The sequence below is a fragment of the Candidatus Pelagibacter sp. Uisw_106 genome, assembly GCF_047724975.1.
GTDB lineage: Bacteria > Pseudomonadota > Alphaproteobacteria > Pelagibacterales > Pelagibacteraceae > Pelagibacter.
Genome location: NZ_CP159819.1, coordinates 258,911 through 281,981 on the forward strand (window position 1 = coordinate 258,911; position 23,071 = coordinate 281,981).

A 23,071-nucleotide genomic window follows, 5' to 3' on the forward strand; every position below is an offset into this window, starting at 1 on the left:
TAACTATTGAAAATAAGAACAAAATGTGTACATTTAACGCACGATTCGAACACTAATTATTTAATAAAAAGGCATAAAATGACTAAAAACAACTTAAAAGTAGTTAAATCTACAAAAGCACAGCAAGCAGAAGGCAACGAAAAAAGCAAAGCTTTAGACGCGGCAATGGCTCAAATTATTGATAATTTTGGAAAAGGATCAGTAATGAAACTTGGCCAAAGAAGAGCAATGGACATCGAGTCAGTTTCAACAGGATCATTAAGCTTAGACGTGGCGCTTGGAATAGGTGGCTTACCAAAAGGAAGAGTTGTTGAAGTCTATGGACCAGAATCATCTGGTAAAACAACCTTAGCATTACAGGTACTAGCAGAGGCTCAAAAAGCTGGTGGAACATGTGCGTTTATAGATGCAGAACATGCTTTAGATCCAATTTATGCAAAAAAACTTGGTGTAGATACTGAAGAATTATTAATTTCTCAACCTGATACTGGTGAGCAAGCTCTAGAAATAGCTGATACTCTAGTTAAATCAGGATCAATTTCTGTTATCGTAATTGACTCTGTTGCAGCACTAACACCTAGAGCTGAAATTGAAGGAGAAATGGGAGACCACCACGTTGGACTTCAATCAAGATTAATGAGTCAAGCTTTAAGAAAGTTAACAGGCTCAATCTCAAGCACAAATACAATGATGATTTTTATTAACCAAATTAGAATGAAAATTGGAGTTATGTTTGGAAGTCCAGAAACTACATCTGGTGGAAATGCACTTAAATTTTATTCATCTGTTAGATTAGATATCAGAAGAATTGGTGCCATTAAAAATGGAGATGAAATTATTGGTAACTCAACAAGAGTTAAAGTGGTTAAAAATAAAGTAGCACCACCATTTAAAGTTGTTGAATTTGACCTAATGTACGGCAAAGGTATTAGTAAAGTAGGTGAATTAGTTGACCTTGGTGCAAAAGCTGACATTGTTGAAAAAGCTGGAGCTTGGTATGCTTATAAAGGTGAAAAAATTGGACAAGGAAGAGAGAATGCTAAAACTTATTTAGAGCAAAATCCTAAAATTGCAGCAGAAATTGAAATGGCAATTAGGGAAAAAGCTGGAGTGATAGCAAAAAAAATTGAAGGCAATCCTCTTGATCCAGAAAAAGCAGCAAAAGATCAAATTGAGGATCCTAAAGTGGAGATAAAAGAAGAAGTAACACCTCCATCTAAAAAGAATTAGTTAAAGTCATCTTTAATTATTAAAAGGCGCTTAATTTAAGCGCCTTTTTTCCCTTACTATCTTTAGGAATACCAACGCTTATTTAAACATACTCACACCAGAAACTTGATTTATCTCTAAATGTTCTAGTCTGTGTTCTAGTTGTCCCACATAATCCTATAACTGATAAACATGGTCCGGGGCACCGGGTAACAGAACGCCCCTTACAACCTTCCTACTTCTTTCTATTTATAATACTGATTAGTTTTTAGGATAATTTTCATCTTATCCAGATCGTAATTTTATTTAAAATTATTTATTATTGTAAAAACCCAACTCAGTAAGTTTTTCATACATTTCTGCATCTGACCATTTACTTTTAAAAGTTGATGCTTTTCCTTTGGCTGGATTAATACCATTTTTCCATTTTACTGTTCTTTTCCAAGCAAATTTTTTACATTTTTTTCCAGTTTTTCTCTCACAATCATAAATATCTTGAATAGGGTCTCCTTCATTACATTGAGCATAGCTACAATTCCAAGCTGTTCCATCAGTACCATCCAATGTTATATAAAAATCAGCTGGCTTTTTGTTTCCTTTTCCACGGATAAATTTAATAAAATAATCTGCCATACCTTTAGTAAGTTGCAATTCTCCCTCACCCCATCTTTGTGCATTTACATTATTACTAAAAATTAAAAATATAAGAAAGACAATTGCTGAAATCTTTTTCATAAAAAATTTTAACACACACTCCTCAAACAGTCATCACATAATATTTTAAAGTTTCTACATAAGGTTGTGTCAACTTTGTTGCAAAACAAGGATTATAGAAGCACGGTCTGGGGCACCGGGTAACAGAACGCCCCTACACACTCATCTACTTCTCTTTATTTATAATGCTGATTAACGTTTAGATTGGTTTTACTCGTAGCTGACGCGTAGTTTTATTACTTAAAAACTACAGCTGTCCCACTCGCCTGAACACTCTCCCAACAATTTGTTCCAAATGTATCAGTACCTCTAGAATCAAAAGTTATATCAATGACTCCATTCGCACCAGACCTAACTGCTTTAATCTTTAATTGTTTTAATGCATCACCTTTTGAAGCTGGGGGATCCCAAGTTAAATGTTTGCATGAATATGCTGTAAGTTCTCCAATATATTGATCTATTTCTGGTTTTGGTTGAGCGTTATCAAGTTTAAAAATTTGAAGTTTACTTGCTTTAGCAAGTACATCGGGCTCAACAGTAGAAAGGTTAATAACATCTACTCGTGGTCCGCAACTCGAAAGGATAAAACCCAGAATCATGATCCCTAAAATCTTTTTCATTATTAAATGTTATCAAAAGACTTGAGAATTTATCATCTGATTTATCTCTAAATGTTCTAGTCTATGTTCTAGTTTGTTGCTTAATTTGATGAGTCTTTACACAAATTATTTTTAATCAATTTTTTATTATCTGCATAACTAGTGTAAGCTAGTGTGAGCTAGTGTGAGGTAGTGTGTCCCTCAAGTGCATAATTTAAGCGCCTTTTTTCCCTACACTTATCTAGACATCAAATAAAAAAGCTGTATTTTAAATATATGGCTGACAAAACACTAAATCAAATTAGAACAACTTTTTTAGATTATTTTGAAAAAAATGATCATAAAATAGTTGAGTCTAGTAATTTAGTTCCAAATAATGACCCAACACTAATGTTTGCAAACTCAGGAATGGTACAATTTAAAAATGTATTCACTGGATTAGAAAAAAGAGATTATATAAGAGCTACAACCTCACAAAAATGTGTAAGGGCAGGAGGTAAGCATAACGACCTTGAAAATGTAGGTTATACACCAAGGCATCATACATTTTTTGAAATGCTTGGAAATTTTTCATTTGGAGATTATTTTAAAGAAGAGGCAATTAGCTATGCATGGAATTTAATAACTAAAGAGTTCGGAATTGATAAAAATCGTCTTTATGTAACAGTTTACCATGACGATGAAGAAGCATTCAACTTTTGGAAGAAAATAGCTAGTTTTAGCGATGAAAGAATAATCAAGATAGCAACATCAGATAACTTTTGGTCTATGGGTGACACAGGACCTTGTGGACCATGCTCAGAAATATTTTATGATCACGGTGACCATCTAGAAGGTGGCTTGCCTGGCACTAAAAATGAAGATGGTAACAGGTTTATAGAAATATGGAATTTAGTATTCATGCAATATGAACAAATTTCAAAAGATAAAAGAATAGATTTACCCAAACCATCTGTGGATACTGGTATGGGTCTTGAGAGAGTAGCCGCACTATTACAAGGAACACACGATAACTACGAAACAGATCATTTTAAAAAACTAATACTATCTGCATCCGACACATTAAACGTTAAAGTAGATGAAGTTAACCAATCTAGCTTTAGAGTAATAGCAGATCACTTACGAGCAAGTTCATTTTTATTAGCAGAAGGAGTTTTACCATCTAATGAAGGTAGAGGATATGTGCTTAGAAGAATTATGAGACGTGGAATGAGACATTCACATTTACTAGGTTCCAAAAAACCAGTCTTCTATAATATTTTTAAAACACTCCTAGAAGAAATGTCTAACAATTATCCTGAGTTAGAAAGAGCACAATCATTAATAAAAGAAACTTTAAAAACAGAAGAAGAAAAGTTTTTAGTTTTATTGGATAGAGGAATAAAAATATTAAATGAAGAGTTAGAGAAAGTAGAAAAAATATTACCTGGTGAAGTGGCATTTAAACTTTATGATACATTTGGTTTTCCATTAGATTTAACTGAAGATATTTTGAAAAATAAATCACTGACCGTAGATGGTGATAAGTTTGATTTATTAATGAAAGAAAGCAAACAATTAGCAAAAAAAAATTGGAAAGGGTCAGGGGATAGTTCTATAGATCAAATATGGTTTGATATAAAAGATCGTTTAGGTGCAACTGATTTTTTAGGATATTCCACAGATAAAGCGGAAGGTGTAATTACTTTAATTCTTAAAAATAATAAAGAGGCTCAAGACCTACAAGAAAATGATGAAGGAATTATAATTACAAATCAAACACCTTTTTATGGTGAGTCAGGGGGGCAAGTTGCTGATACAGGAATAATTTCTAATGAGGTTTTTGAATTTGAAGTAGCTGATGTTCAAAAAAAACTAGGGGACTTATTTGTGCATTATGGAAAAGTTATAAAAGGTTCGGTTAAATTAAAAGACAGTGTTGAATTAAAAATAGACACACAGAGAAGAAATAATATTAGAGCCTACCATTCTGCTACTCATTTATTGCACGAAGCGTTAAGAAGAGTTTTGGGTGAGCATGTAACCCAAAAAGGATCTTTAGTTCAGTCTGATCGATTAAGATTTGACTTTAGTCATATGAAGCCTATCTCAGAAGAAGAGATGGGAAAAATTGAACATTATGTTAACTCAATAATTCAAAAAAAGTCAGAGGTGAAAACAAGAATAATGACACCTAAAGAAGCAGTTGAGAATGGTGCCTTAGCTTTATTTGGAGAAAAGTATGGTGATGAAGTGAGAGTTTTATCTATGGGGGACGAGGAAGGTAAATTTTTCTCAACAGAACTATGTGGAGGAACGCACGTTATAAATACAGCTGACATTGGAAAATTTAAGGTTATAAGCCAATCATCTATTGCAGCAGGCGTAAGGAGAATTGAAGCATTAAGAGACACGCACTTAGTTGATTTTTTAAAAGAGAAAGAAAACTTATCTAATCTGTCAGATCAAAAAAATGAGGCAGTTATAAAAGAATTAGAAAAAAAGATTATTAAATTAGGGGGAAAACCTAATCTTCAAAATAGTGATCAAGTAGCCTTGATAAAAGAGCTTAATAGACAATTTGATCAACTTTCAGTTAGCTCAATATTAAAAGATAAAGATAAAAATAAAATCAATGATCAAATTATTAATGGATTTAAAGTTAGGTTTCAAAATATTGTAGATTTACCATTTAAAGATTTACGCAAGCTAATTGATGAAGGAAAAAAAGAAATCGGTGAGGGATTAGTAATAATTTATGCAATCAATAACAATAAAGTTGGATTAGCTGTAGGTGTTACCAAAACATTAGAAGGCAAGTTTGATGCTGTAAAAATTGTTAGAACTGGTTCAGAAGTTATTGGTGGTAAAGGTGGTGGTGGTAGAACTGACTTTGCACAAGCCGGTGGAACATTGCCTGATAAAATTGAAGAGTCTTTTGAAAATATTAAAAAATTAATTAATTAAGCTTTTTCTTAAGCTGTCCATCCAATTCATCTAAAAATTGATTGGTAGTTAAATAATTACTTGAGGGCCCAATTAAAATTGCTAAGTCTTTTGTCATCGATCCATTTTCAACACAATCAATACAAACTTTTTCCAATGTAGTTGAAAATTTAATCAAATCTTCATTGCCATCTAATTTTCCCCTATGAGCCAAACCTCTAGTCCAAGCAAAAATCGATGCAATAGGATTTGTAGAAGTTTCTTTACCTTCTTGATGCATTCTATAGTGCCTAGTTACAGTTCCATGAGCCGCTTCAGCTTCCATGGTCTTTCCATCAGGCGCAAGAAGTACACTTGTCATTAATCCTAACGACCCATATCCTTGAGCTACAGTATCTGACTGAACATCACCATCATAATTTTTACAAGCCCAAATATATTTACCACTCCATTTCATTGCGCAAGCAACCATGTCATCAATTAGTCTATGTTCATAGGTGATATTAAGTTTATCAAAATCAGATTTAAATTCTTTATCAAAAATTTCCTGGAAGATATCTTTGAATCTACCATCGTAAATTTTTAAAATAGTATTTTTAGTAGAAAGATACACAGGCCATTTTTTAATTATTCCATAGTTAAAGCAAGATCTTGCAAAGTCTTCTATAGATTTATCTAAATTGTACATTGATAAAGCAATTCCTGGTCCGGGAAAATTAAAGACCTCATATTTAATTTCATCACTACCATCTTCTGCAGTCCATTTAACTTCCATTTTACCTTTACCTGGGACTTTGAAATCTGTTGCTCTATATTGATCGCCAAAAGCGTGTCTTCCAATAATTAAAGGGTCAGTCCAAGTTGGAACAAGTTTTGGAATATTTTTACAAATTATGGGCTCTCTAAAAACTGTACCTCCAAGAATATTTCGGATGGTTCCATTTGGAGATCTCCACATTTTTTTTAACTTAAACTCTTCAACACGTGCTTCATCTGGAGTAATTGTTGCACATTTTATACCAACGTTATGCTGTTTAATTGCCTTAGCAGAATCTATAGTTATTACATCATCTGTATCATCTCGGCTTCTCATACCAAGATCGTAGTATTTTATATCTAAATCTAAATATGGTAAAATTAGTTTACTTTTAATGAATTCCCAAATGACTCTAGTCATTTCATCACCATCTAGTTCAACAACTGGATTTTTAACCTTTATTTTAGCCATAAATGAATAATATATAATAGTAATTGTAATTGAGTGCTTTATATACATATTAATAAAAAATTATCAAATAGAAGCTTATGTTAGAGAAAATTTTCCCAAAAATTCATTCTGAAGGATACAAATTTTTAGCTATAGCTATTATTGCAACAATTTTTTTATACTTCCTGAGTACCTTTCTAGGATTAATTGGTCTGGTATTATCTACATGGGTTTATTATTTTTTTAGAGACCCTGAACGGATTTCAATAAACGATGAAAATTACCTAACAAGTCCAGCAGATGGTGAGGTTTTAATGGTTCATGAGGTTGATGGACCAAAAGAACTAGGTTTAGAAGATAGAAAATTCACTAAGATTAGTATTTTTATGAACGTATTTGATTGTCATGTAAATAGAACACCTTGTGAAGGTAAAATTTCAGAAATACTTTATAAGCCTGGAAAATTTTTAAATGCATCACTTGATAAAGCAAGTGAAGATAATGAAAGAAATTATTACAAGATAACGAATAGCCATGGAGAAGACGTTATTGTTGTTCAGATTGCAGGTTTAATTGCCAGAAGAATTGTATGTGAATCTTCAAAGGATCAAAATTTGCAACAAGGTGAAAGAATTGGAATGATAAGATTTGGAAGTAGGGCTGATGTTTATTTTGAAAATTATAAAACGTTAGTAAAAGTAGGACAGAAGACAATTGCTGGTGAAACGCTATTAGCTAAAAGGTAGCTTATGGAACAACCTAAAAATAATTTTAAAATTGTATCAGATAAAAAAGCTAGAATGCTTTTGCCTAATGCGCTGACATTAATAAATGTATGTATTGGGTTAAGTTCTATTAAATTTGCATTAGATGAAAAATTTGAACTATCTATTATAGCTATTATTTTTGCTGCAATTTTTGATACATTAGATGGTAGGGTTGCAAGGATGTTAAAAGGAACTTCCTTGGTTGGAAAAGAATTAGACTCATTAGCAGATTTAATTAGTTTTGGTGTAGCACCAGCTTTTATAATGTATTTCTGGTCTTTAAATAATTTAGGTAAATTTGGTTGGTTACTTACAATGATTTTTGTGGTTTGTGTTGCTCTTCGACTTGCAAGATTTAATGTAAGCTCAAATTCAGAGCCATCTTGGAGAGATAATTACTTTGAAGGTGTACCGTCACCAGCAGGTGGAATTTTAGTATTGATGCCGTTAATATTAAGTCTAAGTGAGATAAATTTAATAAAGATTAACTACGATATAGTAGTACCAACATTCTTTATTTTGATTTCATTTTTATTGATCAGTAAAGTTCCAACATTTGCTTTTAAAAAGATTTCCATACCACGTCGTATGACAATTTTTGCATTATTTAGTGTTGTGTTATTTTTTGGACTTTTGTTAATATACACATTTAAAGTTTTGGTCATTTGTGGATTAATCTATATTTGCTTAATTCCATTTGGATACTTTAGTTATCAAAAAATTTATAAACAAAAAATTTTAAGTGGTGAAAATCATGATAATGATGATCTTGAAGACATATTGTAGATGAAAAAAAATGTAATTGTATCTCTAGCTGACTCAAATTACTTTGAATTACTTAATGAATTAGTCGATTCTATTAAGAGTTTTGAAAAAAGCAAAGATACAGCAATCTGCATTTTAGATGCTGGTTTGTCCGAGCAACAAAGAAACATATTATCTAAAAAAGTCGACGAAATTAAATCAGCCGAATGGGACATTGATGTTCCGGCATTTAAAGTAAAAGGAAGAGAGTGGTTAAAGAGTCAAGTATCTAGAGCCTTTTTACCAAAATATTTTCCTAGTTATGAAAAATTCTTATGGATTGATTGTGACGCTTGGGTAGGGGATTGGAATTCAATAGAGCTTTATTTTAAAGCTTGCGAAAATGGAAAATTGGGAATTACTCAAACCTTTACACCTGGATATAAAATAATGTCTAAAGTTAATTGGATATTTGGACAACTAGCAATAATTAAATCTCAAAATTTTAAACATGCAATAAAATCAAAAATTGGAATAGATAAAGCGCGAAAACTTGCCTTTGCTCCACACATTAATATTGGTGTTTTTTCTTTAGAAAAAAATTCAGTTGGATGGATTATCTGGCAAAAAAATTTAGAACAAACATTAAAAGCTGGAAATATTTTTGGATCAGAACAATTAGCTATTAATATGTCTGTTTACATCGATGATTTAGAAACTGAGTTCTTGCCTCATAATTGCAACTGGTTAGTTAGTAATCTTTTACCAAAATTTAACGAGCAAGAAAAAAGCTTTGTCGAGCCTTATCTGCCTAATCATAAATTAGGTATAATACACCTTGCTTCTGGAATTTGGGATGGTGACAAAGATATGAGATTACATAAAGAGGTAAAGATAAACATAAAAACTTTAGAAAATAAAATTTTATTAAAAAGTTTAAGGTTTGGTCATTAATTGAAAAAGAATAAAATTTCAAAAAATTGGATTAATAAACAAAAAAGAGATATTTATGTTAGACAATCTCAGGTAGACGGTTATCGAGCTAGATCAGCATATAAATTAATAGAAATAGATGAAAAATTTAAGATATTAAAAAATGGAATATCAGTAATAGATTTAGGTGCATCACCGGGTAGCTGGTCTCAATATATTTCAAGAACAGTAAAAAGTGGAAGATTGGTTTCAATCGATATAAAGGGTATGGAAGAAATTGAGAATACAATCCAAATTAAAGGTGATTTTACTGACTTAGATTCTCAAGAAAAAATCAAAGGCTTATTCAAATCAAAAGTGGATGTTGTTGTGTCCGATATGGCCGTTAATACAACGGGTATAAAAGATATAGATGCAATTTATACAGGGGAACTTGCGATGGAAGCCATGAATTTTTCTAAAGAAATGCTGGTTAAAGAAGGGCGATTTGTCTCTAAGATTTTTTTAGGCTCATCATTTAACGAAATAGTTGCTTTAGGCAAAAAATTATTCAAAGAAGTAAAGGTATTTAAACCTAAGTCTAGCAGAAAAGAGTCTAAGGAAAGTTTTATTATTTGTAAAATCTTAAGATAGGGACTTTTTTTTTAAAGGGAATCATATATAAATCATTATGGATCCTATAAAAGAAGCCCTAACCTTTGATGATGTCACAATGGCACCAAAATATTCAGAAGTTCTACCTTCTGAAGTTGATACCAGCACAAAATTATCATCTAATTTAACATTAAAAATACCTTTATTATCCTCTGCTATGGATACGGTTACTGAGAGCAAAATGGCTATAGCAATAGCTAAAGCTGGAGGTATTGGTGTAATTCACAGAAATCTTGATATTAAAAAGCAAATTGACGAAATTAAAAAGGTAAAAAAATTAAACTTATTAGTTGGTGCAGCTGTTGGAGCTGGTCCTTTAGAGCTTAAAAGAGCGGAAGCTATTTTAAAAGAAAAAGTGGATTTAATTGTTGTTGATACAGCCCATGGACATAGCAAAAAAGTTGCAGAAATTATTAAAGCTATAAAAAAATTAAAAACAAATAAAACAACTCTATGTGCTGGAAATATTGCAACTGCAGAAGCTGCAAAATTTTTAATAAAATTAGGAGTAGATATTATTAAAGTTGGAATTGGACCAGGATCAATCTGCACAACTAGACTAGTTGCTGGTATTGGTGTACCTCAGTTAAGTGCAATATTGGCAGTTAAAAAAGGTGTTAAAAATAATAAAGTAAAAATTATTTCAGATGGTGGAATTAAATATTCTGGTGATTTAGCTAAGGCACTTTCAGCAGGTGCTGATGCAATAATGATAGGTTCTCTATTTGCAGGAAGCCTTGAAACACCTGGAAAACTAATTAAAAAAAATGGCAAGTTATTTAAAAGTTTTAGAGGAATGGGGTCTGTAGGAGCAATGAATAAAGGATCAGCTGATAGATATTTTCAAAGCAAACAAAAAGATATATCTAAATATGTTCCGGAGGGAGTAGAAGGTTTTGTAAAATATAAAGGTGATGTTAAAAGTATAATTTATAGATTAATTGGAGGTTTAAAATCATCTATGGGCTATCTAGGTGCAAAAAAAGTTCTAAATCTTAAAAATAAACCTAATTTTGTAAAAATAACAAAAGCAGGTTTTTATGAAAGTATGGTTCATAATGTTGATCAAGTAAAAAATGAAAGTAAATATTAATGAAAAAAATAAATAAATTAACAATTGTGCTATTTATGCTTTTAAATTTTGGCAGCTATTCTTTAGCAGAGAACAATTTTTTTGAAAAAGGAAAAAATAAATATGACGAACAAAAGTATGAAGAATCTAAATTTTTGTTTCAAAGAAGTATTGTTTTTAACCCAAAGGATCAAAACTCATATTTATATTTAGCAAAAATTTATAATTTTGAAGAAAATAAAAAAGAAGAAAAAAAAAATATAGATACTGTGCTTTTATTGAATCCTAAAAATGAAGAAGCAAATTATATGCTCATGGAAATAGAGTTAAAAAGATCCAATTATTCTAAAGTAAAAGAATTAGCAGATAATTTTTCTAAAATTTGCAATAAATTATGTAATAAAAAAAACTCTATTTTAGAATCCTTAAAGAATTTGGAACCTAAAAATGAGTCTTAATAATAATTTAAGTAAAATTTTAATAATTGATTTTGGTTCCCAATTTACTCAATTAATTGCAAGAAGAGTAAGAGAATTAGGGGTTTTTTCAAAAATAGTTAGCCACAAAAAAATAAAAATAACCCAAATTACAAAAGACAATATTGCTGGAATAATACTATCTGGTGGCCCTCTTAATGTTTATGAAAATGATAAATTTAAATTTGATAAGAAGATTTTAAAACTTGAAATTCCAATCCTAGGTATATGTTTTGGACATCAGATATTGTCTAAACTGTTAGACGGTAAAGTTAAAAAATCAAAACACAGGGAGTTTGGTCTTGCGACTATAAATAAAGTATCAAATAGTATTTTAACTAAAAATTTTTTTAATAAAAATAATACAAGTAATGTTTGGATGAGCCATGCTGATCAAGTATCAAAAATGCCAAAAAATTTTAAGGTTATAGCATCCACAAAAAATTCTAAATTAACAATAATTGAAAATATTAAAGATAATTTTTATGGGGTGCAATTTCACCCAGAAGTAACGCACACTAATAAAGGTAAAATTTTATTACGTAATTTTGTTTTTCTTATATGTAAAATTAAAAAAAACTGGTCTTCGAAAGATCAAAAATTAAAATTAATTAATGAAATTAAAGAACAGGTAGGCAACAACAAAGTAATTTGTGGATTGTCAGGAGGCGTTGACAGTAGTGTTGTTGCGCAATTGTTAAGTAAAGCAATTGGAAAAAATTTAACTTGTATTTTTGTTAATAATGGCCTTTTAAGAAAAAATGAAGAAACGCAAGTAGTTAATACATTCAAGAAAAAATTAAAGATGAATTTAATTTATGTAAATGCAGAAAAAGAATTTATTAAAAAATTAACAAATGTTTCTGATCCTGAAAAAAAACGAAAAATTATAGGAAATCTATTTATTAGAATATTTGAAAGATATGCTAATAAAATTAAAAATGTTAAATTTCTTGCTCAAGGCACTCTTTATCCGGACTTAATTGAAAGTAAATCTGTTACAGGTAGTCAAACCTCAAAAATAAAATCACATCATAATGTGGGTGGCCTTCCTAAAAGAATGAAATTAAAATTAGTAGAACCTCTTAAATTTTTATTTAAAGATGAGGTAAGAAAATTAGGTTTAGAACTTAATTTATCTAATAATATAATCTCAAGACATCCATTCCCAGGTCCAGGACTAGCAATAAGAATGCCTGGGATTATAACAAATGAAAAAATCAAAATTTTGAAAGAAGCAGATTTCTATTTTATTAAGGCTTTAAGAGATCATGGATTATACGATAAAATTTGGCAAGCTTATGCTGCATTATTACCAGTAAAAACTGTGGGTGTTATGGGAGATAATCGTACTTATGAACATATTTGTCTTTTAAGAGCAATTACATCCGAAGATGGAATGACTGCTGATTTTTTTGATTTTCCTAAAGGTTTCATGCAATCAATTTCTAATCAAATTATTAACAATATTAGGGGAATTAATAGAGTAGTTTATGATGTTACCTCAAAACCTCCTAGTACCATTGAATTAGAATAATATTTTATTATAGAGTACAAGATATTATGAAGTATTTGCACACTATGATTAGGATCTCAGATGTAGAAAAATCATTAGATTTTTACTGCAAGGGACTAGGTTTAATTGAAACTAGACGAATGGAGAGTGAACAAGGGAGGTTTACTTTAATTTTTTTAGCAGCACCCGGTGATGAAAAGGCTGAACTAGAACTAACTTATAATTGGGATGGCGACAAGCTTGGTGATGGATCTCGTAATTTTGGTCATTTGGCATACCGTGTTGAAAATATCTATCAAACGTGTGAGAGACTTAAAGATATGGGCTATACAATTAATAGACCACCTAGAGATGGTCATATGGCATTTGTAAGATCCCCTGATAATATTTCTATAGAAATCTTACAAGAAGGAAATTTAGAAATTAAAGAACCGTGGGCATCAATGAAAAATAATGGTATTTGGTAAAAAATGAATAGTAAGATTATTAACTTTATTAAAAAAAAAAATAAATCTAAAATTATAAGCCTTACTGCTTACTCTAAAAATATTGCATCTATTATAGATAAACACTGTGATCTTGTTTTGGTAGGTGACTCCCTTGGATCTGTACTTTATAATTTTTCTTCTACAAAAAAAGTGACATTAGATATGATGATTGAGCATTCTAAAAGTGTAAGGATGGGTGTTAAAAAAAGCTTAATGGTAGTAGACATGCCTCATAACACTTACCGAACCTCAAGAGAAGCTTTAAGAAATGCAAAAAAAATAATCTCTAAAACGAAGTGTGATGCTGTCAAGCTTGAAGGTGGTATAAAAATTGTTCAAATAATCAAAACTTTAATTAAGAACAAAATTCCAGTAATGGGTCATCTTGGTGTTCTTCCACAGTCTGCAACAAATTTTAAATTTAAAGGAAAAGAAACAAAAGAAAGAAAAACTATTTTAAGAGACTCTAAGCTCTTGGAGGAAGCTGGTGTATTTTCAATTGTTTTAGAATGTGTTGAAAGCTCATTGGCAAAAGAAATTACAAAAATGATTAATATTCCCACGATTGGAATTGGTGCCTCAGTACACTGTGATGGACAAGTTTTAGTCACAGATGATCTTATAGGATTAAATAAAATGAAAGTTAGATTTGTTAAACGATATTCAAATATTGAAAAACAAATAGATGATGCTGCACTAAAGTTTAAGAAAGATGTAGTTACAAATAAGTTTCCTACTAAGAAACATTCATACTAAATTAAAAGTATTGTTTAAATGTTTCGTTAATTGATAAAACACCATAATCATTTAATCCACCAATTATTAATTGTAGTGCCACAATTAAAATAAAACCTAGCCCCACATAGGCTATCCATAAGTGTTTTTGAATATAATTTGCTAAATAAGTAGCTAATGCCCCAGTTAATATTACAGACAAAACAAGACCAAATATCATGAAACCAAAATAACCTTTTGCAGCACCAACGACTCCAATAACGTTATCAAAGCTTATCGTAATATCTGCAAATAAAACTTTATAAATACTTTTTACAAATGAAGGCTCTGTTGATTTTTTTACTGGTGATTTAATCTTATTCTTCATTTCAACTAAATCTTTCCTTAAATCATTAACAATCCAGATTAGAAGTAGCCCACCTAAAATTTTAATATAATAAAATTCAAATAGGTAAGTAGCAAAAAGAGCAAAAATAATTTTAAAAACTAAAGCTCCAGCAACACCCCAGAGAATTATTTGCTTTCTATTCTTTGGTACAAAGTTAGCAGCAATTAATCCAATAATAATAGCGTTATCAGCAGCTAAGATTATATCTATAAATATAATTTGGGTTAAAATTATGAATTCTTCAATCAAGATTTTTTATAATATTAAATATTTATTTTTTATTCAATGTTTAATATTTAGACTTCTTTGTTCCGTCAATAATTTCTTTTAGCTCCTCGTATTCTTCACAATTACAAGTTTTTAAAACTTCTAATCTTTCTTTAGCCATATCCATTCTATTAGTAGTTACGTAAAGCTCACCAAGGTACTCATTTATTCCATTATGATTGGGCTCAATTTGTAAGCCTTGTAAGTAAAATTTTTCACCTCCTTCATAATCCCCAAGTTTTCTAGTAGTAAAGCCTAAATAATTTAAAGTATCTGCTTGTAGAGGTTTTTTCTTATTAGATATTAAAAGAAGCTTTTGTGCCTTAGCATATCTTTTTTGTGCTTTTTCTATTTTACCTTTTTTTTCATATTTTTTTGCAGCTTTAACTAAATTTTTTGCTTTTGTGTAGTCTGACACTTTAGGAGAAGAATCGTTATCACTGCTAGTCCCTGCAGAAAATGAATTACTAGTAAGAGCAATAATTATTAGTAAAGTATAAATAAGTTTTTTCATATTTTAGTTAAATTTTTTCATTTTATTTAAAGGTTTAAGTATTAAGCCACTATTAACTAAATTATCTTTGATAGATCCTGCAGTTACTAATGAACTTTCATTATCACCATGTATACAAACAGAGTCAATTTCACAAGGTATCTGTTTACCACTGAGACAATTTATTGACTGATTTTTAACCATATATAACACATGTTTCTTTGCAATATCTGGATCAGTGATTAAAGCGTTAGGCTTTTTTCTAGAGATCAAATTACCGTCATCTTCATAATTTCTATCGGCAAATATTTCACAAGCTATTTTCATATTATTTTTCTTAGCAGCAATTTCCATTTGTGAACCAGTTGGGACAAGATAAATAATATCTTTATTTATATCTTTAATTGCCTCAGCCAGCGTTGTGGCTAATTCTAAATCTTCACAAGCCATATTATTAAGTGCTCCATGTGGCTTGATATGGGTTACATTTTCATTATGTTTTTGAGCAATTTTTTGTAATATTTCATATTGTTCAAAAATTAGTTTTTTTATTTCTAAAGAATTTAAATTCATTCTTTTTCTTCCAAAGTTTTCAGGATCATTAAAAGAAGGATGAGCACCCATACTAACTCCATTCTTTTTAGAAATTTGAATAACCATTTCCATTGTTTGTTCATCCCCAGCATGATAGCCACAGGCAATGTTGGCAGAATTTACAATATTAAGTAACTTGGGATCATTCTCGATTGAATGAAACTTAGATTTTTCTCCTAAATCACAATTGATATTAATTTCCATACTCTTTAGTCTGGAGTATAACATGGCATGGTTAAAAATATATCAAATCTTGGTGATACAGCTGTTTATTGTGATTTTGGTTCTGGAGTTAATGAGTCGATAAATGCCAATGTAATAGATTATTTTAATCATTTATCAAAATTAATAAAAGAGAAAGAAGTAGACGGAATAACTAACTTAACCCCCTCTTATAATAAATTAATCATTAGTTTTGACTTAACTATAACCAACTATAAAAAAATTAAAAATTTTATAGAGGGTTTAACTATTAATAAAGATGTTAAAAATAATAATCAAAAAGTTAAAATTCCAGTTTGTTGTGATGATGAATATGGATTAGATTTTTTAAGGCTAACCAAAAAATTGAATATAGATAAAGATAAAATATTAGAACTGTATTTTGGCAAAGAATATTTTTGTTATATGACAGGTTTTATTGCTGGAATGCCTTTTTTAGGAGATCTTAATGAAAATATTAGATGTGATCGATTAGAAACACCAAGATTAAAGATGCCTAAAGGATCAGTAGGAATAACAGAGCAATTTGCAAATATCTATACTTTTGAAAGCCCTGGTGGTTGGAATATTATCGGTAACACCCCAAAGAAAATTTTTGATGGTAAAAATTTAATTCAACCAGCTCTAGTTAATCCAGGTGATAAAGTAAGTTTTTATCAAATTACAAAAGAAGAATATTTAAATTGGAATGAATAAAGCATATTTTGAAATTTTAAGAGCGGGGGTTAACACTACTATTCAAGACAAAGGTAGAAATCACTTATATCATGTTGGAATTGCAGTAAGTGGTGCAATTGACCAGAGAAATTACACATTATCAAATAGATTGGTTGATAATCAATTAAATGAGCCTGTAGTAGAGTTTGCATACCAAGGCCCTCTTTTTAAGTTAAAGAATGGAAAAATTAATTTTGCGATATCTGGAGATATCCTTTTTAAGATTATTAGAAAGAATTTAAAGGTTGAAGAAGGTGAATGTTATAAAAGTTATATTTTAGATGAAGAGGATCAAATAGATATAATATCAACCAAAAATTCTACGTATGGATATCTAGCTGTTAATGGTGGCTTTGATCTAGAAAAAACCTGGGGCAGTTATTCCATAAACACTAAAGCAAATATTGGGCCTAACGATGGAAAAAAATATTCCATAAACGATAAAATTTTTATTAAAAAAAAGGATATCAAAAACACAATAAACAAAAAAATAAATTATGATTATTCTACTGATAATATCATTAGAATTATTAAAGGTACAAATTTTGACTATTTTTCTAAAGATGCAATAGATAAATTTTTTAATGAAGATTTTTTAATCACAAACCTTGTTGATAGAATGGGCATAAGATTAAAAGGTCCTAAATTAGAAAATATAAAAAACACCAACATCAAATCAGAAGGTTTAGTTAGAGGAGTTATTCAGGTACCTGCTGACGGTAATCCAATAATAATGTTGTCTGATCATGGAACAGTTGGAGGATATCCAAAAATTGGTGTAGTTATTACTGCTGATCTTGATTTAGTTGGGCAATTAACCCCTGGAACAAAAATAAACTTTAAGGAAGTAAGTCTTGAAGAAGCTCAGAATATATTTAAAGCATACACAGAAGATACAAATAGATATTTAAATGAATGTAATTAATAAAATTCCAGGTCCATTACTGATTTTTATGGGAGCTTTAAGTTTAAGTTTTGGTGGGCTTATTGTGAAAAAATTTGAAGGCTCTACAGAGTGGCAAATTCTTTTTTGGAGATCTTTATTTTTTACGCTTACAGTTTTAGCCTTTCTAATAATTACCTATAAAAAGAAAACTTTAAGCTCTTTCTATAAGTCGGGATTGCCAGGTTTTTTTGGTGGTATTGTATTATCATTCGGATTTTGTGGTTATGTATATGCAATGTCAAATACATCAGTTGCTAATACTAATTTTATAATATCATTACAGATTTTATTTCTTGCAATTTTTGGTTACTTATTTTTAAAAGAAAAAATTTCAACAATCACTTTAGTTTCAATAATATTAGCAATAATAGGAGTTACCTTAATGGTTGGCAATGATTTAAGACCAGGTAATCTTTCAGGAAATTTAGCCGCATTTACAATGCCTATCACATTTGCTGTTTTAATCATGATTGTAAGAAAATTTCCCACAGTAGACATGATTCCTGCTCAATTTGTTGCTGGAGTAAGCTCATGTTTAATAGGGTTAAGCGTATGTATTTACTATTCACATAATTTAATGGTTTCACCTAATGATATATTTTTAGGTTTCTTAGCAGGCTTTTTTCAAGTTGGTTTTGGCTTTATATTCATTACCATTGGTGCACGTAGTACGCCTTCAGCAATGGTTGGAGTAATTATGTTATCCGAATCTGTTTTAGGGCCTGTTTGGGCTTTTTTATTTGCAGGTGAACGAGCATCATTATTTACATTAATTGGAGGCGCAATTATTCTATTTGCTGTTTTACTTCAGTTTTCATCGTTACTTTTATCCAATAAAAAAGAAAAAATTATTAATTGACTCTGACATACATCTGGTAGATTATTCTCCCATACGGGAGAGACTACAGACTATCGTAGCGCCGAAGGAGCAACCACCCAGGAATCTCTCAGGCAAAAGGACCGTAACATATTAACTCTGGAAAGAGATTAAGTTCTCGCCGACGGAATAAAACTCTCAGGCAAACATACAGATGGGTACAATGAGTTAATATGGAAAATATAAAAACTGCACTTTACAATTTACATCAAAAGCATGGAGCTAAATTTGTTCTATTTGCTGGTTATCAAATGCCAATTCAATATTCTAAAGGAATTATTGAGGAGCATAAAAGTACAAGAGAAAATGCAGGTATTTTTGATGTGTCACATATGGGTCAGCTATTCATTAAAGGAGACGACACATTAGCAAAAAGTCTTGAAAAAATTTTTCCAGCTGAATTGAGCAACGCTAAATTAAATCAGTCAAAATATAGTTTTTTAATGAATGAAGAAGCAGGAATTTACGATGATTTGATTATCACCAAAGTTGAAGGCGGTTTTAACATTGTATTGAATGCTGCTTGTAAGAATACAGATTTTAAAATTTTATCTAAATTATTAGAAAATAAGTATGAAATGATTTTAAGTGAAGAATTATCTCTTATAGCAATACAGGGGCCAAAAGCAGTCCAAATATTAGAAAAAATAATCAATGGAGTATCAGATTTAAAATTTATGAATGGTGATACATTTAACTACCTTAAAGAAAATATTTACATTACAAGATCAGGCTATACAGGTGAAGATGGATTTGAAATATCTATAAAAAATGATGATGCAGAGGTGTTTGTGCAAAACCTCTTAGATGAAGGGGCCAGTTTAATTGGACTAGGTGCCAGAGATACCTTGAGATTAGAGGCGGGACTTTGTTTGTATGGTCATGACATGGATATTAATAAAAGCCCAGTAGAAGCCAATTTAAAATGGGCGATATCAAAGAATAGAATTCTTGAGGGTGGATTTATTGGATGTGAAAAGATTAAATCTCAAATTGAGAAAGGGGTAAGTAAGATCCGTGTAGGTATTAAGCCAGAAGGAAGAATTATAGCTAGAGAAAAAACATCAATATTTAGTGAAGATAATAAAAATATTGGGGAAATTACAAGTGGAACTTTCGGACCGAGTGTCCAGGCCCCAGTCGCCATGGGTTATGTAGAAAATTCATTTTCTAAAATTGATACTAAGGTTTTTTTAGAAGTGAGAGGAAAAAAATATCCGGCATTTATAAGTAATTTGCCATTTTATAAAAAAAGTTATGTGAAAGGAGTTAGCAAATGAGCGAAGTAAAATATTCAAAAGAACATGAATGGATAAAATTAGATGGAGATACTGCTGTTATAGGAATCACACAACATGCAACCGAAATGCTAGGTGATATTGTTTTTGTAGAGCTACCAGAAATAGGGTCCTCTGTTGTTAAAGATGGTAATGCTGGTGTTGTAGAATCTACAAAAGCTGCAAGTGATATTTATACTCCTGTATCTGGAGAAATTATCGAAAACAATCAAGCAATTGTTGATGATCCTGCAAAGGTTAATAACGATCCAGAAAATGATGCATGGTTTTTTAAATTAAAAATTACTGATAAGTCTGAAATGGATTCATTAATGAATAAAGAAGAATACGAAAAATTTTCAAAAGAAAGTGGTAGTTAAATGTTAAAAAATGCTCAAAAAGATTTTATACAAAGACATATAGGTCCATCAGTTGATGAACAAAAAGTTATGCTTAAAGAATTGGGCTATAAAAGTCTTGATGATTTAATAAAAGACACTGTACCAGAAAAAATCCTTCTTAAAGATGACTTAGATATTGGAGATCCAAACTCTGAATATAAAGCACTTAGAAAACTAAAAGATATAGCTAAAAAAAATAAAGTTTACTCTAGCTTTATAGGAATGGGTTATTATGGAACTTATACACCGTACGTAATACTTAGAAACATTTTAGAAAATCCAGGATGGTACACTTCTTATACTCCTTACCAGCCAGAAGTAGCACAAGGTAGATTAGAAATGTTATTAAATTTTCAACAAATGATAATTGACTTTACAGGAATGGATATTGCTAATGCCTCTCTTTTAGATGAAGGAACAGCAGCAGCAGAAGCTATGGGACTAAGTTATAGAATATCTAAGTCTGAATCTAAAAAAGTTTTTGTTTCAAAAAATTGTCACCCTCAAACTATCGATGTTATTAAAACAAGAGCTGAACCTTTAGGTTTAGAAATAATAGTTGGCGACGAAGATAAAGATATTAAAGAAGATATTATATGTGGTATTATTCAATACCCTGGCACCCTTGGAGATATAAAAGACCCAAGTGAGGCTATTAGTAAAATACATAAACATAATGGAAAAGCAGTTCTTGCATGTGATTTGTTAGCACTTGCCAAACTAAAAACACCTGCCGAGTTAGGTGCTGATATTGCAGTCGGTAGTTCACAACGTTTTGGAATTCCAATGGGTTATGGTGGTCCACACGCAGCATTTTTTGCTACAAAAGATGAGTATAAAAGATCAATGCCAGGTAGAATAGTAGGTGTTTCGGTAGATAAGCATGGAAAAAAAGCATACAGACTCGCACTTCAAACAAGAGAGCAGCATATAAGAAGAGATAAAGCCACGAGTAATATTTGTACTGCACAAGCATTATTAGCAATAGTCTCTGCAGCTTATGCTGTCTATCACGGTCCACAAGGTATTAAAAAGATTGCAGAAAGTGTTTCTCAACTGACTAAAAATTTTGCAGATAAACTAAAACAGTCTGGTTACGAACTTTATTCAGATGATTTTTTTGATACGGTAACAATAAAAACTCTAGATAAAACAGAGAAGATATACAAAAATGCTTTAGATCAAGGAGTAAATATCAGAAAAGTAAATTCTGAAATGTTAGCAGTGTCTTTTGATGAAAGAAAAAATCTTTACAGAGCAAATCAGTTATTAAAAATTTTTAATTGCTCAGAAACAATTAAAGAATCTATGAATGAAAGTTTATCTAATATTCCTAAAAATTTATTAAGAACTTCAACTTATTTAGATCATCCAGTTTTTAATAGATACCATTCAGAAACAGAAATGCTACGTTATCTAAAAAAATTAGAAGACTCTGATATTGCCCTAAATAAATCCATGATTGCTTTAGGATCATGTACTATGAAACTTAATGCAGTTTCAGAAATGATACCAGTTACCTGGAAAGAATTTTCACAGCCACATCCTTTTTCTCCAGTTGAACAAATGGATGGTTACAGGGAGTTATTTACTGATTTAAAAAATTGGTTAAGGTCAATAACAGGATTTTCTGGAGTGTCACTACAACCAAATGCTGGAGCTCAAGGTGAGTTTGCTGGTTTAATGGTAATACGTAAATTTCATGAAAAAAATAATGAAACAAATCGTAATGTTTGTTTAATTCCAAGCTCTGCACATGGCACAAATCCAGCAAGCGCCCAAATGGTGGGTATGAAAGTAGTTGTTGTGAAATGCGATCAATATGGAAACGTAGACTATGAAGATTTAAAAAATAAAGCTGAAGAACATTCGGAAAATTTAGCTGCTCTTATGGTTACTTACCCATCAACACATGGTGTTTTTGAGGAAAAAATAACTGATATTTGTGAATTAATTCATAATCATGGTGGACAAGTTTATATGGACGGAGCAAACTTAAATGCGTTAGTTGGAATTGCAAAACCAGGTAATTTTGGACCAGATGTTTGTCATATAAATTTACATAAAACGTTTTGTATACCACACGGTGGTGGAGGACCTGGCATGGGACCAATAGCATGTAAAAAACATTTAGAAATATTTTTACCAAAGCATTCTGTAATTAAAGATTGTGGCCCAGTGACTGGAATGGGGGCAGTATCTGCAGCACCCTGGGGCAGCTCAAGTATTTTATCAATTTCATGGATGTATATAAAGATGATGGGCTCTGAAGGCTTAAGAAAAGCATCACAAGTTGCAATACTAAATGCAAATTACATTGCACATAAATTAAAAGACTCTTTTCCAATTTTGTATAAGGGTAAAAGTGGCAATGTAGCTCATGAATGTATCATTGATATTAGAACAATAAAAAGTGAAACAGGGATTACAGAAGAAGATATTGCAAAGCGATTGATTGATTTTGGCTATCATGCTCCAACAATGTCCTGGCCTGTTGCTGGTACAATGATGATTGAGCCTACTGAAAGCGAAAGTTTGAGTGAAATTGATAAGTTTTGCTCTACTCTTATAAAGATAAAACAAGAGATAGATAAAATTCAGTCTGGCGAATATGACAAGACTGACAACCCATTGAAGAATGCGCCACATACTCACGTTGAATTAACATCCAATAAGTGGGATCATAAGTATGAAAGAGAAGAGGCCGCTTATCCTTCAGATTTTTTAAGAACAAATAAATATTGGCCTCCAGTTGGTAGAGTAGATAATGTTTATGGAGATAAAAACTTGTTTTGCACATGTCCATCTATGGAAGAGTACGAAGATACGGCAGCTTAGATATTTGCCAAG

23 protein-coding genes and 1 riboswitch are annotated in these 23,071 nt (G+C 30.7%); of the genes, 17 read left to right on the forward strand and 6 right to left on the reverse strand.

Translation table 11 applies throughout. The features are described 5' to 3' along the window. Positions 1-78: 78 nt before the first annotated feature. The gene (gene recA / locus ABXT45_RS01395) at positions 79-1,230 is read left to right on the forward strand and encodes a recombinase RecA (protein WP_415313939.1); all 1,152 of its coding nucleotides are present in this window, start codon (positions 79-81) and stop codon (positions 1,228-1,230) included. A 291-nt stretch (positions 1,231-1,521) separates the two neighbouring features. Here the strand turns inward: recA and ABXT45_RS01400 are convergent, their stop codons facing one another. Further along, the gene (locus ABXT45_RS01400; protein WP_415313941.1) at positions 1,522-1,944 is read right to left on the reverse strand and encodes a hypothetical protein; all 423 of its coding nucleotides are present in this window, start codon (positions 1,942-1,944) and stop codon (positions 1,522-1,524) included. A gap of 215 nt (positions 1,945-2,159) precedes the next feature. Next, positions 2,160-2,543 carry a heavy metal-binding domain-containing protein gene (locus tag ABXT45_RS01405; protein WP_415313942.1) on the reverse strand — a complete coding sequence of 128 codons (384 nt, stop codon included), beginning with the start codon at positions 2,541-2,543 and terminating at the stop codon, positions 2,160-2,162. Between the two features lie 255 nt (positions 2,544-2,798). On the opposite strand from ABXT45_RS01405, the gene alaS reads away from it, so the two are divergent. After that, positions 2,799-5,468 carry an alanine--tRNA ligase gene (gene alaS, locus ABXT45_RS01410; protein ID WP_415313944.1) on the forward strand — a complete coding sequence of 890 codons (2,670 nt, stop codon included), beginning with the start codon at positions 2,799-2,801 and terminating at the stop codon, positions 5,466-5,468. Here the strand turns inward: alaS and ABXT45_RS01415 are convergent. Then, the gene (locus ABXT45_RS01415; RefSeq protein WP_415313946.1) at positions 5,461-6,675 is read right to left on the reverse strand and encodes an NADP-dependent isocitrate dehydrogenase; all 1,215 of its coding nucleotides are present in this window, start codon (positions 6,673-6,675) and stop codon (positions 5,461-5,463) included. The genes alaS and ABXT45_RS01415 overlap by 8 nt on opposite strands. Before the next feature lie 77 nt (positions 6,676-6,752). Here ABXT45_RS01415 and ABXT45_RS01420 point away from each other — a divergent pair, with 77 nt between their 5' ends. From ABXT45_RS01420 to panB, 9 genes are read left to right on the forward strand one after another with little or no spacing between them, the layout of a single operon-like run. After that, entirely contained in the window at positions 6,753-7,400 is a 648-nt protein-coding gene (locus ABXT45_RS01420) for a phosphatidylserine decarboxylase (protein WP_415313948.1), read from the forward strand. A 3-nt stretch (positions 7,401-7,403) separates the two neighbouring features. Next, positions 7,404-8,207 (forward strand): CDP-diacylglycerol--serine O-phosphatidyltransferase, encoded by an 804-nt coding sequence (gene pssA, locus ABXT45_RS01425; RefSeq protein ID WP_415313949.1) that lies wholly within the window; start codon positions 7,404-7,406, stop codon positions 8,205-8,207. After that, the gene (locus tag ABXT45_RS01430; RefSeq protein ID WP_415313951.1) at positions 8,208-9,119 is read left to right on the forward strand and encodes a glycosyltransferase; all 912 of its coding nucleotides are present in this window, start codon (positions 8,208-8,210) and stop codon (positions 9,117-9,119) included. It abuts the gene before it with no gap. Next, complete coding sequence (locus ABXT45_RS01435; protein ID WP_415313952.1) at positions 9,120-9,731, forward strand: RlmE family RNA methyltransferase; 612 nt, start codon at positions 9,120-9,122, stop codon at positions 9,729-9,731. 37 nt (positions 9,732-9,768) lie between these two features. Then, positions 9,769-10,845, forward strand: coding sequence for an IMP dehydrogenase (guaB, locus tag ABXT45_RS01440; protein ID WP_415313953.1), 1,077 nt, complete (start codon positions 9,769-9,771; stop codon positions 10,843-10,845). After that, positions 10,845-11,282 carry a hypothetical protein gene (locus ABXT45_RS01445; protein WP_415313955.1) on the forward strand — a complete coding sequence of 146 codons (438 nt, stop codon included), beginning with the start codon at positions 10,845-10,847 and terminating at the stop codon, positions 11,280-11,282. The genes guaB and ABXT45_RS01445 overlap by 1 nt, the downstream gene beginning before the upstream one ends. Further along, positions 11,272-12,837: a glutamine-hydrolyzing GMP synthase gene (gene guaA / locus ABXT45_RS01450; RefSeq protein WP_415313957.1), complete on the forward strand. Its 1,566-nt coding sequence runs from the start codon at positions 11,272-11,274 to the stop codon at positions 12,835-12,837. Before ABXT45_RS01445 ends, guaA begins: the two co-directional genes overlap by 11 nt. Before the next feature lie 26 nt (positions 12,838-12,863). Next, entirely contained in the window at positions 12,864-13,283 is a 420-nt protein-coding gene (locus ABXT45_RS01455) for a VOC family protein (RefSeq protein WP_168606598.1), read from the forward strand. Between the two features lie 3 nt (positions 13,284-13,286). Next, entirely contained in the window at positions 13,287-14,060 is a 774-nt protein-coding gene (panB, locus tag ABXT45_RS01460) for a 3-methyl-2-oxobutanoate hydroxymethyltransferase (RefSeq protein WP_415313958.1), read from the forward strand. A 1-nt stretch (position 14,061) separates the two neighbouring features. On the opposite strand, the gene ABXT45_RS01465 is transcribed toward panB, so the two are convergent. From ABXT45_RS01465 to ABXT45_RS01475, 3 genes are read right to left on the reverse strand one after another with little or no spacing between them, the layout of a single operon-like run. Beyond that, positions 14,062-14,676, reverse strand: coding sequence for a YjbE family putative metal transport protein (locus tag ABXT45_RS01465; RefSeq protein ID WP_415313960.1), 615 nt, complete (start codon positions 14,674-14,676; stop codon positions 14,062-14,064). Positions 14,677-14,716: 40 nt separating this feature from the next. Beyond that, on the reverse strand, positions 14,717-15,208 hold the full coding sequence (locus ABXT45_RS01470) for a tetratricopeptide repeat protein (RefSeq protein ID WP_415313962.1): 492 nt from the start codon (positions 15,206-15,208) through the stop codon (positions 14,717-14,719). Between the two features lie 3 nt (positions 15,209-15,211). Next, the gene (locus tag ABXT45_RS01475; RefSeq protein WP_415313963.1) at positions 15,212-15,985 is read right to left on the reverse strand and encodes a 5-oxoprolinase subunit PxpA; all 774 of its coding nucleotides are present in this window, start codon (positions 15,983-15,985) and stop codon (positions 15,212-15,214) included. Positions 15,986-16,012: 27 nt separating this feature from the next. Between ABXT45_RS01475 and ABXT45_RS01480 the strand changes: the two genes are divergently transcribed. From ABXT45_RS01480 to gcvP, 6 genes are all read left to right on the forward strand, one after another. Then, entirely contained in the window at positions 16,013-16,699 is a 687-nt protein-coding gene (locus tag ABXT45_RS01480; RefSeq protein ID WP_415313965.1) for an allophanate hydrolase subunit 1, read from the forward strand. After that, positions 16,692-17,645 (forward strand): biotin-dependent carboxyltransferase family protein, encoded by a 954-nt coding sequence (locus ABXT45_RS01485; RefSeq protein WP_415313966.1) that lies wholly within the window; start codon positions 16,692-16,694, stop codon positions 17,643-17,645. Before ABXT45_RS01480 ends, ABXT45_RS01485 begins: the two co-directional genes overlap by 8 nt. Beyond that, positions 17,632-18,525: a DMT family transporter gene (locus ABXT45_RS01490; RefSeq protein WP_415313968.1), complete on the forward strand. Its 894-nt coding sequence runs from the start codon at positions 17,632-17,634 to the stop codon at positions 18,523-18,525. Before ABXT45_RS01485 ends, ABXT45_RS01490 begins: the two co-directional genes overlap by 14 nt. A gap of 24 nt (positions 18,526-18,549) precedes the next feature. Then, positions 18,550-18,639, forward strand: a riboswitch (glycine riboswitch). A gap of 77 nt (positions 18,640-18,716) precedes the next feature. Continuing rightward, on the forward strand, positions 18,717-19,823 hold the full coding sequence (gene gcvT, locus ABXT45_RS01495) for a glycine cleavage system aminomethyltransferase GcvT (RefSeq protein WP_415313970.1): 1,107 nt from the start codon (positions 18,717-18,719) through the stop codon (positions 19,821-19,823). Further along, the gene (gcvH, locus tag ABXT45_RS01500) at positions 19,820-20,200 is read left to right on the forward strand and encodes a glycine cleavage system protein GcvH (RefSeq protein WP_271505016.1); all 381 of its coding nucleotides are present in this window, start codon (positions 19,820-19,822) and stop codon (positions 20,198-20,200) included. Before gcvT ends, gcvH begins: the two co-directional genes overlap by 4 nt. Then, on the forward strand, positions 20,201-23,059 hold the full coding sequence (gene gcvP, locus ABXT45_RS01505; RefSeq protein ID WP_415313972.1) for an aminomethyl-transferring glycine dehydrogenase: 2,859 nt from the start codon (positions 20,201-20,203) through the stop codon (positions 23,057-23,059). The last annotated feature ends 12 nt before the right edge of the window (positions 23,060-23,071 follow it).

Bases quoted from the DNA above. Each gene is read 5' to 3' on its own strand.
- recA (WP_415313939.1), top strand. From the start codon at position 79: ATGACTAAAAACAACTTAAAAGTAGTTAAATCTACAAAAGCACAGCAA.
- ABXT45_RS01400 (WP_415313941.1), bottom strand. From the start codon at position 1,944: ATGAAAAAGATTTCAGCAATTGTCTTTCTTATATTTTTAATTTTTAGT.
- ABXT45_RS01405 (WP_415313942.1), bottom strand. From the start codon at position 2,543: ATGAAAAAGATTTTAGGGATCATGATTCTGGGTTTTATCCTTTCGAGT.
- alaS (WP_415313944.1), top strand. From the start codon at position 2,799: ATGGCTGACAAAACACTAAATCAAATTAGAACAACTTTTTTAGATTAT.
- ABXT45_RS01415 (WP_415313946.1), bottom strand. From the start codon at position 6,675: ATGGCTAAAATAAAGGTTAAAAATCCAGTTGTTGAACTAGATGGTGAT.
- ABXT45_RS01420 (WP_415313948.1), top strand. From the start codon at position 6,753: ATGTTAGAGAAAATTTTCCCAAAAATTCATTCTGAAGGATACAAATTT.
- pssA (WP_415313949.1), top strand. From the start codon at position 7,404: ATGGAACAACCTAAAAATAATTTTAAAATTGTATCAGATAAAAAAGCT.
- ABXT45_RS01430 (WP_415313951.1), top strand. From the start codon at position 8,208: ATGAAAAAAAATGTAATTGTATCTCTAGCTGACTCAAATTACTTTGAA.
- guaB (WP_415313953.1), top strand. From the start codon at position 9,769: ATGGATCCTATAAAAGAAGCCCTAACCTTTGATGATGTCACAATGGCA.
- ABXT45_RS01445 (WP_415313955.1), top strand. From the start codon at position 10,845: ATGAAAAAAATAAATAAATTAACAATTGTGCTATTTATGCTTTTAAAT.
- guaA (WP_415313957.1), top strand. From the start codon at position 11,272: ATGAGTCTTAATAATAATTTAAGTAAAATTTTAATAATTGATTTTGGT.
- ABXT45_RS01455 (WP_168606598.1), top strand. From the start codon at position 12,864: ATGAAGTATTTGCACACTATGATTAGGATCTCAGATGTAGAAAAATCA.
- panB (WP_415313958.1), top strand. From the start codon at position 13,287: ATGAATAGTAAGATTATTAACTTTATTAAAAAAAAAAATAAATCTAAA.
- ABXT45_RS01470 (WP_415313962.1), bottom strand. From the start codon at position 15,208: ATGAAAAAACTTATTTATACTTTACTAATAATTATTGCTCTTACTAGT.
- ABXT45_RS01475 (WP_415313963.1), bottom strand. From the start codon at position 15,985: ATGGAAATTAATATCAATTGTGATTTAGGAGAAAAATCTAAGTTTCAT.
- ABXT45_RS01480 (WP_415313965.1), top strand. From the start codon at position 16,013: ATGGTTAAAAATATATCAAATCTTGGTGATACAGCTGTTTATTGTGAT.
- ABXT45_RS01485 (WP_415313966.1), top strand. From the start codon at position 16,692: ATGAATAAAGCATATTTTGAAATTTTAAGAGCGGGGGTTAACACTACT.
- ABXT45_RS01490 (WP_415313968.1), top strand. From the start codon at position 17,632: ATGAATGTAATTAATAAAATTCCAGGTCCATTACTGATTTTTATGGGA.
- gcvT (WP_415313970.1), top strand. From the start codon at position 18,717: ATGGAAAATATAAAAACTGCACTTTACAATTTACATCAAAAGCATGGA.
- gcvH (WP_271505016.1), top strand. From the start codon at position 19,820: ATGAGCGAAGTAAAATATTCAAAAGAACATGAATGGATAAAATTAGAT.
- gcvP (WP_415313972.1), top strand. From the start codon at position 20,201: ATGTTAAAAAATGCTCAAAAAGATTTTATACAAAGACATATAGGTCCA.